Annotated in this window: 11 protein-coding genes; 2 read left to right on the top strand and 9 right to left on the bottom strand. The window is 72.5% G+C overall.

What is annotated here, in order from left to right; translation table 11 throughout:
- Positions 1 to 8 precede the first annotated feature (8 nt).
- The 5 genes from AC0GKK_RS03320 to AC0GKK_RS03300 are packed head-to-tail and all read right to left on the bottom strand — an operon-like array spanning position 9 to position 6,964.
- A complete protein-coding gene (locus tag AC0GKK_RS03320) occupies positions 9 to 1,769 on the bottom strand; it encodes an acyclic terpene utilization AtuA family protein (RefSeq protein WP_489883145.1) in 1,761 nt (586 codons plus the stop codon).
- Positions 1,766 to 2,593, bottom strand: coding sequence for a TIGR03084 family metal-binding protein (locus AC0GKK_RS03315; RefSeq protein ID WP_489883975.1), 828 nt, complete (start codon positions 2,591 to 2,593; stop codon positions 1,766 to 1,768). The genes AC0GKK_RS03320 and AC0GKK_RS03315 overlap by 4 nt, the downstream gene beginning before the upstream one ends.
- Positions 2,594 to 2,609: 16 nt before the next feature.
- The gene (locus tag AC0GKK_RS03310; protein ID WP_062394483.1) at positions 2,610 to 3,371 is read right to left on the bottom strand and encodes an enoyl-CoA hydratase/isomerase family protein; all 762 of its coding nucleotides are present in this window, start codon (positions 3,369 to 3,371) and stop codon (positions 2,610 to 2,612) included.
- 1 nt (position 3,372) lies between these two features.
- Positions 3,373 to 5,355, bottom strand: a complete 1,983-nt coding sequence (locus AC0GKK_RS03305) for an acetyl/propionyl/methylcrotonyl-CoA carboxylase subunit alpha (RefSeq protein ID WP_489883144.1) — start codon at positions 5,353 to 5,355, stop codon at positions 3,373 to 3,375.
- Between the two features lie 7 nt (positions 5,356 to 5,362).
- A complete protein-coding gene (locus AC0GKK_RS03300) occupies positions 5,363 to 6,964 on the bottom strand; it encodes an acyl-CoA carboxylase subunit beta (RefSeq protein ID WP_465880394.1) in 1,602 nt (533 codons plus the stop codon).
- Positions 6,965 to 7,269: 305 nt separating this feature from the next.
- Here AC0GKK_RS03300 and AC0GKK_RS03295 point away from each other — a divergent pair, with 305 nt between their 5' ends.
- Positions 7,270 to 8,988, top strand: coding sequence for an AMP-binding protein (locus tag AC0GKK_RS03295; RefSeq protein WP_489883143.1), 1,719 nt, complete (start codon positions 7,270 to 7,272; stop codon positions 8,986 to 8,988).
- Between the two features lie 73 nt (positions 8,989 to 9,061).
- On the opposite strand, the gene AC0GKK_RS03290 is transcribed toward AC0GKK_RS03295, so the two are convergent.
- Positions 9,062 to 9,985 (bottom strand): DUF5996 family protein, encoded by a 924-nt coding sequence (locus tag AC0GKK_RS03290; RefSeq protein WP_489883142.1) that lies wholly within the window; start codon positions 9,983 to 9,985, stop codon positions 9,062 to 9,064.
- Between the two features lie 150 nt (positions 9,986 to 10,135).
- On the opposite strand from AC0GKK_RS03290, the gene AC0GKK_RS03285 reads away from it, so the two are divergent.
- On the top strand, positions 10,136 to 10,435 hold the full coding sequence (locus tag AC0GKK_RS03285; protein ID WP_489883141.1) for a helix-turn-helix domain-containing protein: 300 nt from the start codon (positions 10,136 to 10,138) through the stop codon (positions 10,433 to 10,435).
- A gap of 89 nt (positions 10,436 to 10,524) precedes the next feature.
- On the opposite strand, the gene AC0GKK_RS03280 is transcribed toward AC0GKK_RS03285, so the two are convergent.
- The 3 genes from AC0GKK_RS03280 to AC0GKK_RS03270 all read right to left on the bottom strand — a co-directional run bounded on the left by AC0GKK_RS03280 (position 10,525) and on the right by AC0GKK_RS03270 (position 14,069).
- Complete coding sequence (locus AC0GKK_RS03280) at positions 10,525 to 11,520, bottom strand: LLM class flavin-dependent oxidoreductase (RefSeq protein WP_489883140.1); 996 nt, start codon at positions 11,518 to 11,520, stop codon at positions 10,525 to 10,527.
- 164 nt (positions 11,521 to 11,684) lie between these two features.
- Positions 11,685 to 12,179, bottom strand: coding sequence for a MarR family winged helix-turn-helix transcriptional regulator (locus AC0GKK_RS03275; protein WP_489883139.1), 495 nt, complete (start codon positions 12,177 to 12,179; stop codon positions 11,685 to 11,687).
- Positions 12,180 to 12,431: 252 nt separating this feature from the next.
- Entirely contained in the window at positions 12,432 to 14,069 is a 1,638-nt protein-coding gene (locus tag AC0GKK_RS03270; RefSeq protein WP_489883138.1) for a flavin-containing monooxygenase, read from the bottom strand.
- Positions 14,070 to 14,086 lie beyond the last annotated feature (17 nt).

Genomic DNA, 14,086 nt, shown 5'->3' with positions numbered 1-14,086 from the left:
CGCCCCGGTCAGCCGGACAGCAGGGCGACAGGGATGTCGACGAGGCGGCTGCGCAGGTACTCGCCCAGCCCCTTCGCCTGCGGGTCCGGCCGGGTGGCGGAGGCGACGCCCGCCCCCAGGATCCCGACCACGACGATGTTCAGCGCGCGCAGGTTCGGCAGGTCGAAGCGGCGGATCTCGAGCCCGGCGGCCTCCGGCAGCAGCTCGCGGACGCGCTCGACGGTGAGGTGGCCGCGCAGCCAGGCGTACTCGTCGTCGGTGCGGGTCCAGAGCCCGATGTTCGCGTTGCCGCCCTTGTCGCCGGAGCGGGCCGCCGCGATCTCGCCCAGCGGCAGCCGCCGGGTGGGCCCCGCCACGGGTGCCGGCACGACCGGCTCGGCCGGGGCGGGGATCCCGGCGGTGACCGGGCTGTGCGGCACCGGTGTCGTGGTGCCGTCGGGCAGCGTGACCCGGTGCTCCACCTCGGAGGCGGGCACGAGGGACGGCCAGTAGACCCCGAAGGCGCTCTCGGACGAGGGCGGCGTCGTGGTGTGGAAGCCCGGATAGCCGCCGAGGGCGAGCTCCATCGTGGTGTTGGAGAAGGCCCGTCCGACCGTGCATCGGTCGGGATCCTTCACGGTGACCCGCAGGTGGGCGGTGGCCTCGGCGTTGGTGGGGGCGTCGGGGTGGTCGAAGCGCAGCAGCTGCGCGTCGAACTCGGCGAAGCGCTCCCGCCCGCCCAGCAGTTCGACGAGCTGCTGCTCGGCCCAGGCGGCCTTCTCCTCGATCCGGGTACCGGTGAGCACGAGGGTCATGGTGTTGCGGTAGCCGCCCTCGTAGTTCAGCGCCACCTTGAGCCGGTCGGTGGGCGCGCTGCCTCGGGTGCCGGAGATCAGGACGCGGTGCTCGCCGTCCTGCGTGAGCTGCAGCGAGTCGAAGTGCGCCACGGCGTCCGGGCCGAGGTAGGCGGGTTCGCCGATCTCGTAGAGCAGCTGGGCGGTGACGGTGCCCGGCGAGACGAGCCCGCCGGTGTCCGCGTGCTTGGTGATCACGCTGGACCCGTCGGCGCCGACCTCGGCGATCGGGAAGCCGGGGTAACGGCGGTCGGTGATCTCCTCGAAGAAGGAGTAGTTCCCGCCGGTGGCCTGCGGGCCGCACTCGATGACGTGTCCGGCGGCCATGGCGCCCGCGATCGCGTCGAAGTCCGTCCGCTCCCAGCCGTGCCACCAGGCGGCCGGGCCGACGACGACGGAGGCGTCGGTGACCCGCCCGGTGACGACGACGTCGGCGTCGGCGCGCAGGGCCTCGGTGATGCCCCATGCCCCCAGGTAGGCGTTGGCGGACACCGGGGTCACCCCCGCGTCGGCGAGCGTGACGCCGGTGTCGAGGTGGGCCAGGGTGTGCCCGGCGGCCTGGATGTCGTCGAGCCGGTCGACCAGGTCGTCGCCATGGACGTAGGCGATCCTCGGGGTGAGGCCGAGTCGCTGCGCCAGGGCGGCGAGGTCGGACGCCAGCCCGGCGGGGTTGAGCCCGCCGGCGTTCGACACGATCCTGATGCCGCGGTCCAGGCAGGTGCCCAGCACGTGCTCGACCTGGGTGAGGAAGGTCTTCGCGTAGCCGCCGCCCGGGTCCTTCTGCCGGGCCTTGTACAGGATCAGCATCGTCAGCTCGGCGAGGTAGTCGCCGGTCAGGACGTCGATCGGCCCGCCCTCGACCATCTCGCGGGCGGCCGCGATGCGGTCCCCGTAGAAGCCGGAGCAGTTGCCGATGCGCACCGGTGCGCGGGTCATGCGGGTCCTCCCGTGAGGGTCCGGGTCGGCGTGGGGAAGGCGGCGGCGACCGCACCCGGTGCGCGGCCGGGGCCGGGCGTGTTGGCGAAGGTCTGGGCGATCGCGACCCACTCCGCGGCCACCGGGCCGGTCACGGCCACGTCGGTGTCGTCGACGTGCCTGCGCTGCGTCGCGACGAGGCAGAAGCCCAGCGCCGACCCGGTGACCCGGTCGGTGGCGTCGTCGGGTCCCCACGTCCACGTCGCCCCGGACGGGGCGACCAGCTCGACCCGCACCGGTGCGGTCGGGACCTCGCGGCCGTTGTTGCGGAAGGTGAAGCCGAAGGTCTGCACCCCCAGGTGGGCGACGTGACGCAGCCGGTCCGTCGGCTCCCGGAACACCCCGAGGGCGTCCGCGACGTCCTGGCCGTGCGCCCAGGTCTCCATCAGCCGGGCGGTGACCGAGGACACGGCACTCATCTCGGGCCCGTACCACGGCAGCCGGGCCTTCGGCTCGACGCCGCGGAAGGTCCGGACCAGGGCGGTGCGGGCCCCGGCGAACCAGTCCCGGACCGCGTCGGCACCGAGCGTCGCGTGGTCCTCGGCGATCCGGTCGGGGAAGCCGGGGCCCAGCTCCAGATGCCCGGCGGCCCGTCTGCGGAAGGACTCCGGGTCGACGACGGCGAGCGTGGCGGCCTCGTCGAAGTAGGCGAGATGGGTGAGCTGGTCGCGGATGCTCCAGCCCGGCGCCGGGGTCGCGGCGCCGACGCCGGCGTCGTCGAGACCGGCGACCATCTCGCGGACGACAGCGCTCTCGGCCTCCAGGTCGTCGAGGACCGCGTCCATGGACACCGCGGGCACGTCAGATCCCCTGCCAGACGGGGGCGCGCTTCTCGCGGAAGGACAACGGGCCCTCCTGGGCGTCCTGCGACCGGTAGACGGGCTCCCAGATCTCCTCGGCGACGTCGTAGGCCTCGGCGCGGGTGTGGCTCGCCGACAGGTACGCCGTCCGCTTCGCGGCCAGTACCGAGAGCGGTGCGTTGGCGGCGATCCGCTCGGCGAGCCGCTGGGTGTGCCCACGCAGCTCGGCGGCCGGCACCACGTCGTTGACCAGGCCGTGGCCCTGGGCCTCGGCCGCACCGATCGGGTCGCCGGTGAGCAGGATCTTCATCGCGACGCGTGGCGGGACCAGCCACGACAGCGGCGCCGCCCAGGGGGACCCGCGCCCGATCCGCACCTCGGACACCGCGAAGCGGGCGTGCTCGGCGGCCACCACCAGGTCGCACTGCTGGGCGAGCAGGAACCCACCGCCGTAGGCGATGCCGTTGACGGCGGCGATGGTCGGCTTGGGCACGTCGATGTTGCGGCCCAGCTGCGGCAGGAAGTCCGGCGGCGGGACCTGCAGGGCGACGTCGTTCATCTCCTTGAGGTCACCGCCCGCGCAGAACGCCTTCTCGCCGGCGCCGGTGAGCACCAGGACCCTGGCCGTGTCGTCGGCGTTGAACCGGTGCACGCCCTCGAACAGGCCCTCGCGGACGGACCTGCTCAGCGCGTTGCGCGCGTCCGGACGGTCGATGGTCAGCCAGGCGACGCCCTGGACCACCTCGTAGGTCACGTCGCCCATGTCAGGCGTCCTCTCCCTCGATGACGGCCAGGACCTCACCGGAGTCCACGGTGTCGCCGACCTGCACACCCAGCTCGACGACGGTGCCCGCGACGGGCGCGCGCACCGAGTGCTCCATCTTCATGGCCTCGAAAACCACGACGACGGCACCCTCCTCGACCCGCTGCCCGAGCTCGGCCGCGACCCGCAGGACGGTGCCGGGCATGGGGGCGAGGAGCGAGCCGGGGGCGGCGTCGGTGCCGGGTTCGGGCAGCCGCGGTCGCTCCGTGAGCGTGGTCCCGCCCAGCACGCTGTCCACGTGGACGTCGTCCCCGACGCGGTGCACCCGCACGCTGCGCCGGACACCGCCGACCCGCAGGGCGACGAGGTCGGAGGACGCGTGGAGGACGGCGACGTCGGCCAGCGCCGCCCCGTTGACGCTCGCCGTGAGCGAGTCGCGGACGAGCCGGTAGGTCACGTCGAGGTCGGTGTCGCCCAGCCGGTACTCGGCGTGCTGCGGGGCGCTGCGGACGTTGCGCCACCCGGTGGGGACAGGGCGCTGGACCCGGGCCGCGGCGCGGCGGCCCGCCTGCTCGGCCAGCGCGGCCGCGAGGGCGTGCACGGCGAGCGTGTGCTCGTCCGGGGCGCCGACGAGGGTGGCGGGCTCGTGCCGTGAGAGGTAGCCGGTGTCGGTCCGCCCGGCCAGGAACTCCGGTTCGCGCAGGATCGCGACGAGCAGGTCCCGGTTGGTGACCAGGCCGTGGATCTCGGCCTCGGCCAGGGCCCTGGCGAGCCTGCGGGCGGCCTCGGTGCGGGTGCGCCCGTGCGCGATCACCTTGGCCAGCATCGGGTCGTAGTTCGTCCCGATCACCGAGCCGTCGCGCACCCCGGTGTCCACACGCACGCCGGGCAGGCCGGGCACGGTGAAGCGGTGCAGGGTGCCCGACCCGGGCAGGTAGTCCCGCGTCGGGTCCTCGGCGTAGAGGCGGGCCTCGATCGCATGGCCGGTGATGACGGCGTCGACGGCCTCGGCCGGCAGCGGCTCGCCCTCGGCGACGGCGATCTGCAGGGCCACCAGGTCCAGGCCGGTGATCTCCTCGGTGACCGGGTGCTCCACCTGCAGACGGGTGTTCACCTCGAGGAAGAAGAACTCGCCGTTCTGCGCCATGACGAACTCGACGGTCCCGGCGCCGGTGTAGCCGATCGCCGCACCCGCGGCGACGGCCGCGTCCCCCAGCTGCGTCCGCAGCGCCTCGTCGACCGCGGGGGAGGGGGCCTCCTCCACGATCTTCTGGTAGCGGCGCTGGATGGAGCACTCGCGCTCGAACAGGTGCACCACGGTGCCGTGGGTGTCGCCGAAGATCTGCACCTCGACGTGGCGCGGGTCCTCCACGAAGCGTTCGAGGAACACGGTGCCGTCGCCGAACGCCGACGCCGCCTCACGGCGCGCGCCGAGGACGGCGTCGACGACCTCGTCGGCGGAGCGGACGATCCGCATGCCGCGCCCGCCGCCGCCGAAGGCGGCCTTGACCAGGAGCGGGTAGCCGATCCCGCCGGCCAGCTCGCGGACCTCGTCCGGGGTCGGGTCGGACTCGACGGTGGCGCCGGGCAGGACGGGCACGCCCGCCTTCTCCATCAGCGCCTTCGCCGCGATCTTCGAGCCCATCGCCTCGATGGCCTCGACCGGTGGCCCGACGAAGGTGAGGCCGGCCGCCGCGCACCCGCGGGCGAAGTCCGCGTTCTCGGACAGGAAGCCGTAGCCGGGGTGGACGGCGTCGGCGCCGGTGAGCCGCGCGGCCTCGATGATCAGGTCGGCCCGCAGGTAGGTCTCCGACGGGGCGGCGCCGGGGAGCCGCACCGCCTCGTCGGCGGCCTCGACGAACAGCGCGTCGGCGTCCGGGTCGGAGTGGACGGCGACCGTGACGATGTCCAGGGCCCGCGCGGAGCGGATGATCCGTTCGGCGATCTCGCCGCGGTTGGCCACCAGCAGCTTGTGGATGGTCATGCCTCACTCACATCCGGAAGACGCCGTAGCCACGCTGGCCGGCGACGATGTTGGAGTGCGCGGTCGACAGGGCGATGCCGAGCACGGTGCGGGTGTCGCGGGGGTCGATCAGGCCGTCGTCGTAGAGGCGGGCGGTGACGAAGAAGGAGTGCGACTCCTTCTCGATCTGGGCCTCGACGGCGGCCCGGGTGCGTTCGTCGGCCTCGGCGTCGAACTCCCGGCCCGACGACGCGGCGGACTGCCGGGCGACGATCGACATCACGCCGGCGAGCTGGGCGGCGCCCATGACGGCGAGCCGGGAGCCCGGCCAGGCGAACATCAGTCGCGGGTCGTAGGCGCGTCCGGACATGCCGTAGTTCCCGGCGCCGAAGGAGGCGGCCAGGTTCAGCGTGATGTGCGGGACCTTGCTGTTCGCCACCGAATTGATCATCTTGGAGCCGTCCTTGATGATCCCGCCCTGCTCGTAGCTCTTCCCCACCATGTAGCCGGTGGTGTTCTGCAGGAAGATCAGCGGCGTGTCCGTCTGGTTGGCCAGCTGGATGAACTCCGAGGCCTTCTTGGCCTCCTCGCTGAACAGCACGCCGCGGGCGTTGGCGAGGATGCCCACCGGGTAGCCGTGGATCGACGCCCAGCCGGTGACGAGGCTGGTGCCCCACAACGGCTTGTACTCGCCGAACCGGGAGCCGTCGACGACGCGGGCGATGACCTCGCGCGGGTCGAAGGGCACCTTGATGTCCGACGGCGCGATACCCAGCAGCTCGTCGGGGTCGTGGACCGGCTCGTCGGCGGGCAGCGTGGGGCCGGGACCGAGCTTGCGCCAGTTGAGCTCGGAGACGATCCGGCGCCCGATCCGGATGGCGTCGCGCTCGTCGACGGCGAAGTGGTCGCACAGGCCGGAGACCCTGGCGTGCATCGCGGCGCCGCCGAGCTCCTCGTCGTCGGACTCCTCTCCGGTGGCCATCTTCACCAGCGGCGGGCCGCCGAGGAACACCTTGGCCTGCTGGTCGACCATCACGGCGTGGTCGCACATGCCGGGCACGTAGGCGCCGCCCGCGGTGGAGTTGCCGAAGACGAGCGCGATGGTCGGGATCGCCATCGACGACAGCTCGGTCAGGTCGTGGAAGATCTTGCCCGCGGGCACGAACAGCTCGGACTGGGTGGGCAGGTCCGCCCCGCCGGACTCGACGAGGTTGATCGTGGGGAGCCGGTTGATGCGCGCGATCTCCAGGGCGCGCAGCGTCTTCCGCAGCGAGTACGGGTTCATCGCGCCACCGCGGACGGTGGGGTCGTGGGCGATGATCATGCATTCGACGCCGGAGACGACGCCGATCCCGGTCACGATGGAGGCGCCCACGGTGAACGGGGTGCCCCAGGCCGCGAGCGAGGACAGCTCGAGGAACGCGGCGTCGCGGTCGAGGAGCAGCTCGATGCGCTCCCGGACGAGCAGCCGCCCGCGGTCGCGGTGGCGCTGCTGGTAGCGCTCGCCGCCCCCCGCGATGGCGATCCGGACCTGCTCGTCGAGCTCGGCCAGGACCGTCTCCGTGTGCGCGCGGTTGGCGAGGTAGACCTCGTCCGAGGTGTCGAGCGCGGAGCGCAGGACGGTCGTCACGGGTGTCCCCCCTGGTCCGAGCGGGCCGGGCCCGGGCCGTGTTCCCGGAGGTCCCTGTGCCCGGAGCTCTCCCGAACGTCCACATCGACTCCTCTGCGCATCCGGCCGGCCGGGCGTCGTCGCCCGCACGAGTGCATCGTCGTTCACTAACCATATCCGTGGCAAGTCCTGTCGCCACCACCGGTCGAGCCCGGCCCGGGCGCGTCCGGACCCGCGCGGGCGGCCCGGCCGCGCGGTCGCGCCGGCGCCTGGCATGTTGTGAACGGCGAGTGACTAAGGGCTTGTGGTCGGCAGGTGATGCCGCGATGCTGTCCGCCTCAGGTGAGCTCGGCAAGGAGGCTGGTGTGGACCTGCAGGGACAGCTCGGGACGATCGATGTCACGCGCCTGCGCGGACGACGTGCGGTGAACCGGTGGGAGCGGACCTCGGTCGGGGACGTGTTCGAGCGCCTGACCTGGAGCTACCCCGGGAAGACCGCGATCACCGGCCGGCCCGGTGCCTTCGGCGAGGAGCGGTTCGCCTCCGTCACCTACCGCGAGGCCGACGGGATCACCAGCCGGGTCGCCCACGCCCTCGCGGCCCGGGGGCTGGAGCCGGGCGCGCGGGTGCTGCTGTTCTGCGAGAACTCCGTCGAGGCCTACCTGGCCAAGGTCGGTGTCGCGAAGGCGGGCATGGTGGCTGTACCGGTGAACCCGGCCCTCGCCCCGGACGTGCTCGAGCACCTGATCGGGCAGGCCGAGCCCGGCCTGGCCATCGTCGACGCGGAGCTGTGGCCGCGGGCCGAGCAGGCGTTCACCGCCACCGGGCTGCGCGTCGGCGCCACGATCACGATCGGCGGCGGGCCCGTCGCGGGGAGCCAGAGCTTCGGGGACCTCCTCGAGGGTCTGCCGACGACCGAGCCCGACGTCGAGATCCACGCGGACGACATCTGGGAGATCCTCTACACCTCGGGCACCACGGCGATGCCCAAGGGCGTGATGATCTCGCACGGGTCGACCCACCTCGCCGCGCTGAACTTCACGGTCTCGCTCACCCGCGGCCTGCGGGTGGAGACCGACCTCAGGGTCGCCACCGCGCTGCCGGTGATCTACCACGTCGGCGACCAGATCTTCACCTTCTCGGCGTTCCTGGCCGGTGGCTCCCTGGTGCTGGGCCGGCGCCCGCTGCCCGACCAGCTCGTGGCGACGATCGCCGAGGAGCGCCCGACCGCGTTGTGGGCGGGCTCTCCGCAGTTCGTGGCCGCGATCGACGCCGTGGCGGAGCGGACCGGCGCGGACCTGTCCAGCCTGACCGTGCTGGTGTACGGCTGGGGTGCCCTCGAACCGGCCGTGTACGCGCGGCTGCAGGACCGGGCCCCCGGCCTCGTGGTGCTGGGCATCTTCGGGCAGACCGAGGCGATCGCCTGCCACCGGTTCTGGCCCGCCACGTGGAGCGAGGTCTACGCGCGGACGGCTCCGTCGGTGAACTACGTCGGCGTCCCGAGCCCGCTCCTCGCCTCCGACGTCGTCGACGAGACCGGGGTGTCGGTCCGGGACACCCCGCATGTCCCGGGCGAGGCGGTGTACCGCAGCCCGATCGTCACGGCGGGCTACTACCTGAACGAGGAGGCCACGCGGGAGGCGTTCCGCGGCGGCTGGTTCCACTCCGGGGACAGCACGTCCGTCGACGAGGACGGTCTGCGGATCATGGTGGACCGCTTCAAGGACATCGTGAAGTCCGGTGGGGAGAACGTCTCCAGCCTGCGGGTGGAGTCCGTCCTGCACGGGCACCCGGCCGTGGAGAAGGCGGCGGTGATCGGGCTGCCGCACCCCCACTGGGGCGAGGCCGTCACGGCGGTCGTCGTGCTGCGGGAGGGCGCGGAGGCCGACGCGGAGTCGATCATCGCGCACTGCCGGGCGACGCTGGGCGGGTACGAGACGCCGAAGGCGGTCGTGTTCGTGGACGGCCTGCCCGAGACCGTGGGCGGGAAGGTCCTGAAGTACCGGCTCCGCGCGCGGCACGGCGCCCTGTTCGAGCAGGTCTGAGCGCGGACGATGCGCCCACCGGCGCGGCCGCGCCGGCGCGGGGCGGGCCGCGGGAGGACCGGCACGCCGCCGGTCACGCCCAGCGGAGCGGGTCGTCCTCCAGCGCGGAGCGGTCCCAGCGCCCGAGTTCCGCGGCGGCCGCGTAGGTCGTGCGGAGAAACTCGGCGACCGCGCGGTCCGGGTCCGGTGCGGCGCGGGCGATCTCGTAGGGCAGCAGGAACTGCTGGAAGTCCGCGCTGTAGAAGGCACCGTCGGGGCCGACCGGGGCCTCGGCGAAGCCGTCGGGCGCGGGGTAGGCGTAGGAGTAGAAGGCGCCCTCCTCGCCGCCACCGGGCCAGAAGCCGCAGCTGGACAGCTCCCGCGAGTAGCCCTCGACCATGACCCAGTCGCCGCAGTTGGGCACTCCGCCCGGGTGCGGTGGCGCCGTCCGGCCGGAGAAGCGGGTGCAGGCCAGGTCCATGCCGCCCCAGAAGAAGTGCACCGGGCTGACCTTGCCGACGAAGTGCGACCGGAACTCACCGATCACCCGGTTCGCCTGCAGCAGCTGCCGCCAGAACAGGGTGGCCGCCTCGGCGTCGTAGGAGGCGTGGGTGTGGTCCTCGGCGAACGGGATCGCCGGGTCGACCTCGTTGGGGTGCGGCCGGATCGGCGCGGAGACGCCGAGCCTGCCGAGCACGTCCAGGACCGTGCCGTAGAACTCGGCGACCGGCATCGGCGCCAGCCCGAAGCCGAGCGCGCCGCCGTCGCTGCTGCGGACCTCGAGCCGGTGGCCCAGCAGGTCCAGCTCGATCTCGAAGGCCCCGGTGCCGAACGGGACCGCCGACGTCGTCAGCCCGCGCGGGCCCACGTACAGCGTCACCTGCCACCAGTGGTTGAGCAGCGGGGCGTGGGCCATGCGGATCTTGCCCACGATCTGGGTCCACATGTGCAGGGTCTCGCGGGTGGCGGTCCAGTCCGCCACGCGCAGGCTCGGCCAGCTCGTCGTCGTGCTGCTCATCGGGTCTCCTCGTGGGTCGGCCGTCGCCCGCGTCAGCGGTGGGCGGGGTCGGTGTGCCCGGGCCGGGTGCCGCCGTCCCCGCCCGTGCGCCGGTCGCCCCGGGCCGGGAGCCCGAGCGCGCCCCGGATCATCGCAGCGAGGTGCATCAGGGTGTCGGTCGTGAACGCGATGCTGCGGTGGGTGGCGTCGTTCTCCGGGCCGCCGGAACCCCCGTCCGGGTCGGACGGGCCGGGGGCCGGACTCGCCGCCCAGGAGCTCCGGGTCGCCCAGCCGGCCGCCGAGGGGCTCACCGACCGGGAGATCGCGGCCCGGGTGCTGATGAACCACCGCACGGTCGGACACCACCCGGGCAGCGTCCACCCCTGGCTCGGCGTCACCTCCCGTGCCGAGCTCGCGCGGATCGACATGGCGGGCGACCTGAGGTTGCGCACCACCGAGGGCGGGGAGTGACCCGGTCCGCCGGCCGGTGACCGATCGCGACGCGTCGTCGGAATGGAGGCCCGCCGGCGGTGCGTGCACCCGCGCCGCCGCCGGCGTCGTCAGCTCGCGTTCTGGACCTTCGTCGCCAGCAGCTCCCAGCTGCGCCACCAGCTCTCCCGGCGCGGCGCCGGGCCGGTGACGATCAGCTCGTCGGCGTCGGCGCGGGCGGCGAACTCCTCCAGGTACGCGGTGACGGTCTCCGGAGTCCCGACCGCGGTGTAGCGGGTCATCGACCGGATCTGCCCGCCCGAGGCGCTGTCCAGGACGGCGTCGGCCTCGGCGTCGGTGAGCGAGGCCCCGCGACGGCCGGTGAACAGCCGGACCCGGGACCGCTGCACCTCACGCTGGATCTGCTGTGCCTCGTCGTCGGAGTCGGCGGCGATGACGTTCACCCCGGCCAGGACGTGCGGGGCTGAGAGCTGCTCCGACGGCCGGAACTCCCGGCGGTAGAGCGCCACGGCCTGCTCCAGGGCGTCCGGCGCGAAGTGCGAGGCGAACCCGTAGGGCAGCCCCAGCGCGGCCGCGACCTGGGCGCCGTAGAGCGAGGACCCGAGGATCGTCAGCGGGACGCCGGTGCCGCGGCCCGGGTGGGCCTCCACACCCGGGACCAGGCTGGTGGTACCGAGGAACGCCTGCAGCTCCTGTACGTCCTGCGGGAAGGTCTCCGACGCGCGCGGGTCCCGCCGCAGCGCCGCGACGGTCGCCTGGTCGGTGCCGGGGGCGCGGCCGAGCCCCAGCTCGATGCGGCCCGGGTGGAGCTCGGCGAGGGTGCCGAACTGCTCGGCGATCTGCAGCGGCGAGTGGTTCGGCAGCATCACGCCGCCGGAGCCGAGCGTGATGCGCTCGGTGTGCGCGGCGACGTGGGCGATGAGCACGCTCGTCGCCGCCGAGGCGATCGAGCCCATGTTGTGGTGCTCGGCGTACCAGATCCGGCGGAACCCCCACTCCTCGGCGCGTTGCGCCAGCAGGGTGCTGGCCTCCAGGCCCTGGGCGACGGACTCACCCCGGGCGACGGTGGCCAGGTCCAGGATCGACAACGGCAGCGGTAGCGGCATGACAGGACCTCACGATCGACACGGTGACGTCGGTGTCAACGAACCGGAGGCGCATCCTCTTCCGCTCCGCGGCATCCGGATCGGAAACGTGGTGGGCCGGGGGGCCACGTGCCGGCCCGGATGCCCGGGGCGCCGGCCGACCGGTGCCCTCCCGTCGCGCCGGCTCAGGACGGCGGGAAGTCCTGCACCCCCAGCGCGACGGCGATCCGGCCCAGCGCCGCCCGGTCCGCCGCGTCGAGCCGGTCGAGGACGAGGGCACGGACCGCGCGCAGATGGGTCGGCGCCGCGGCGTGCACGACGTCGAACCCGGCGTCGGTGAGGGCGGCGAGGGTGTAGCGGCCGTCGTCGGGGTCGGGGGAGCGGTGCATCCAGCCGCGGCCCTCCAGTCGTTTGACCACGTTGGAGAGCCGGGACAGCGAGCCGTTCGTCAGGAAGGCGAGCTCGCTCATTCGCAGCCTGCGCCCCGGCGCCTCGGACAGATGGCTGAGCGTCAGGTACTCGAACAGCGTCAGACCGTGCGTCTGCTGCAGCGGTGCCTCCAGCCGGCCGGGCAGCAGCATGATCAGCGAGACCAGGCCGGTCCACGCGGCCTTCTCCTCGCCGTCGAGCCACGTCGGCCCGTCACCGCCGGCCTCCGGTGTCGCCCGGTCCGTCGTCATCCGTCGCTCCCGTCCGTGGGTACCGGGGTGCACTTTACAGGTGAAGCAATGACTTGTAGGTTGAATTCCGTTGACTGCACTAACGCGAACGTGCGGTTGTTCGTGAATCGGCTGTGTAGTAGGAGGAGACAGATATCCCGCCGGGCGGTGAAACCCGGGGCTGTCCGGAAGGTCGCGACCCGCTGGCCACAGCGGCCACTCGGGGCCGGGCACACCGTGGCGGCCGGCCCCGAGTTGCTGGGGTATCGGGTGTCAGGTGATGGTGAATCCGGCGTAGCCCTTGTCCTTGATTTCGGCGAACTTGTCCCGGTAGGTGGGCAGCCCGGCGGGGTAGTTGAGGATCTGGACCTTCTTGCCGGGGATGTTGGCGCCCATGTACCAGGACTTGACCGTGGGGAACAGGGTCTGGTTCACCACCTCGGCGCAGTGTTCGGTCCATTCCTGTTCGGCCTGGCGGGTTGCCTCGAACCGGCTGTGGCCGTTTCGGAGCAGGTGGTCGAGGGTCTCGACGATCATCTCGCCCTGGATCTCGGCGCAGGTCGGGCCATTGCAGAAGCCCGAGGGGCTCTGGGGGCCGTAGACGAACAGCAGGTTCGGGAATCCTGCGGTGGCGATGCCGAGGTGGGCGTCGACCCCGGAGGACCACTTGTCGCGCAGCAGGGTGCCGTCGGTGCCGCGGATGTCGATCTGGGTCAGGCCGCCGGTGACGGCGTCGAAACCGGTGGCGAGCACGATGATGTCGAACTCGTGCTCGGTGCCGTCAGCTGTTGTGATGCCGGTCTCGGTGACGGCGTCGATCGGGTTCTCGCCGATGTCGACCAGGTGCACATTGTCCTGGTTGAACACCTCGTAGTAGTTCTGCTCCAGCGACGGCCGTTTGACCCCGAACGGGTACGGCGCCTGCATGGGGGCGAGCTTGTCGGCGACCTTCGGGTCGTGGATGCGCGCCCGGGTCTTGTCCCGCCAGAACGTGTAGGCGTGGTCGTTGGCCTCCGGGTCGATCAGGATGTCCTGGAAGATGCCCAGCCAGTAGAAGAACCCGCCCTGCTCCCAACGCCGCTCGAAGACTTCGGCCCGCTCGTCGGGCGTGACCTCGACGGTGCTACCGGGGGCGAAGTCGAGGTCGCGGTCGAATCCGGCGAACGTGTCGGCCCGATAGTCCAGCCGGCCCTGCAAGCCGGCCTTGATCTCGGCCTGGTCCTGCGGGGTGAGCGTGCGCTGGTGCATGGGCAGCGCCAGGACCGGCGTGCGCTGGAACACGGTCACATCGGCGGCGTCGCGGGCGGACTCCTGGACGACCTGCACGCCGCTGGCGCCGGTGCCGACGACGGCGACCCGCTTGCCGGTGAAGTCCACACCCTCCTGCGGCCACAGCCCGGTGTGGTGACAGGTGCCACGGAAGCTGTCCAGGCCCGCGATCGGCGGGGTGTAGGGCTTGGAGGCGAATCCGAGGCAGGGCACCAGGTAGGCGCAGCACGCCGTGCTGCCGTCAGCGGCGTGCACCACCCATTGGTTGCGCTCGGTGTCGAACTCGGCCGAGGTGACGCGGGTGTTGAACCGGGTGTCCTTGCTGAAGTCGAGCTTGCGGTCGAGGTAGGCGAAATACTCACGCACCTCGGCCCAGCCGGGATAGCGCTCGCTGTACTCCCAGTCCTTCCACAGATCCTTGTAGGAGAACTGGTAGACCGATCCCTCGCTGTCGACCCGGGCACCGGGGTAGCAGTTCCAATACCAGATACCGCCCGGCCCCTCACCGGCCTCCCAGATCTTCACCGAGTAGCCGAGGTCACGAAGCCGATCGAGCTGATAGATGCCGGCAAACCCGGCGCCGATCACGAGGACGTCGAGCTCCTCGACAGCGGTGTCGGCGGTGTCGGTGGTCGTGCTCATAGTGTTCGTGCTCCTTT

The organism is Pseudonocardia sp. P-1, assembly GCF_058111925.1.
Note: the sequence above shows the minus strand (reverse complement) of the source record. Positions and strands in the feature narration are given on the sequence as shown.

Coding starts and splice junctions, on each gene's coding strand:
- AC0GKK_RS03320 (WP_489883145.1), bottom strand. CDS start 1,769: ATGACCCGCGCACCGGTGCGCATCGGCAACTGCTCCGGCTTCTACGGG.
- AC0GKK_RS03315 (WP_489883975.1), bottom strand. CDS start 2,593: ATGGACGCGGTCCTCGACGACCTGGAGGCCGAGAGCGCTGTCGTCCGC.
- AC0GKK_RS03310 (WP_062394483.1), bottom strand. CDS start 3,371: ATGGGCGACGTGACCTACGAGGTGGTCCAGGGCGTCGCCTGGCTGACC.
- AC0GKK_RS03305 (WP_489883144.1), bottom strand. CDS start 5,355: ATGACCATCCACAAGCTGCTGGTGGCCAACCGCGGCGAGATCGCCGAA.
- AC0GKK_RS03295 (WP_489883143.1), top strand. CDS start 7,270: ATGCTGTCCGCCTCAGGTGAGCTCGGCAAGGAGGCTGGTGTGGACCTG.
- AC0GKK_RS03290 (WP_489883142.1), bottom strand. CDS start 9,985: ATGAGCAGCACGACGACGAGCTGGCCGAGCCTGCGCGTGGCGGACTGG.
- AC0GKK_RS03280 (WP_489883140.1), bottom strand. CDS start 11,520: ATGCCGCTACCGCTGCCGTTGTCGATCCTGGACCTGGCCACCGTCGCC.
- AC0GKK_RS03275 (WP_489883139.1), bottom strand. CDS start 12,179: ATGACGACGGACCGGGCGACACCGGAGGCCGGCGGTGACGGGCCGACG.
- AC0GKK_RS03270 (WP_489883138.1), bottom strand. CDS start 14,069: ATGAGCACGACCACCGACACCGCCGACACCGCTGTCGAGGAGCTCGAC.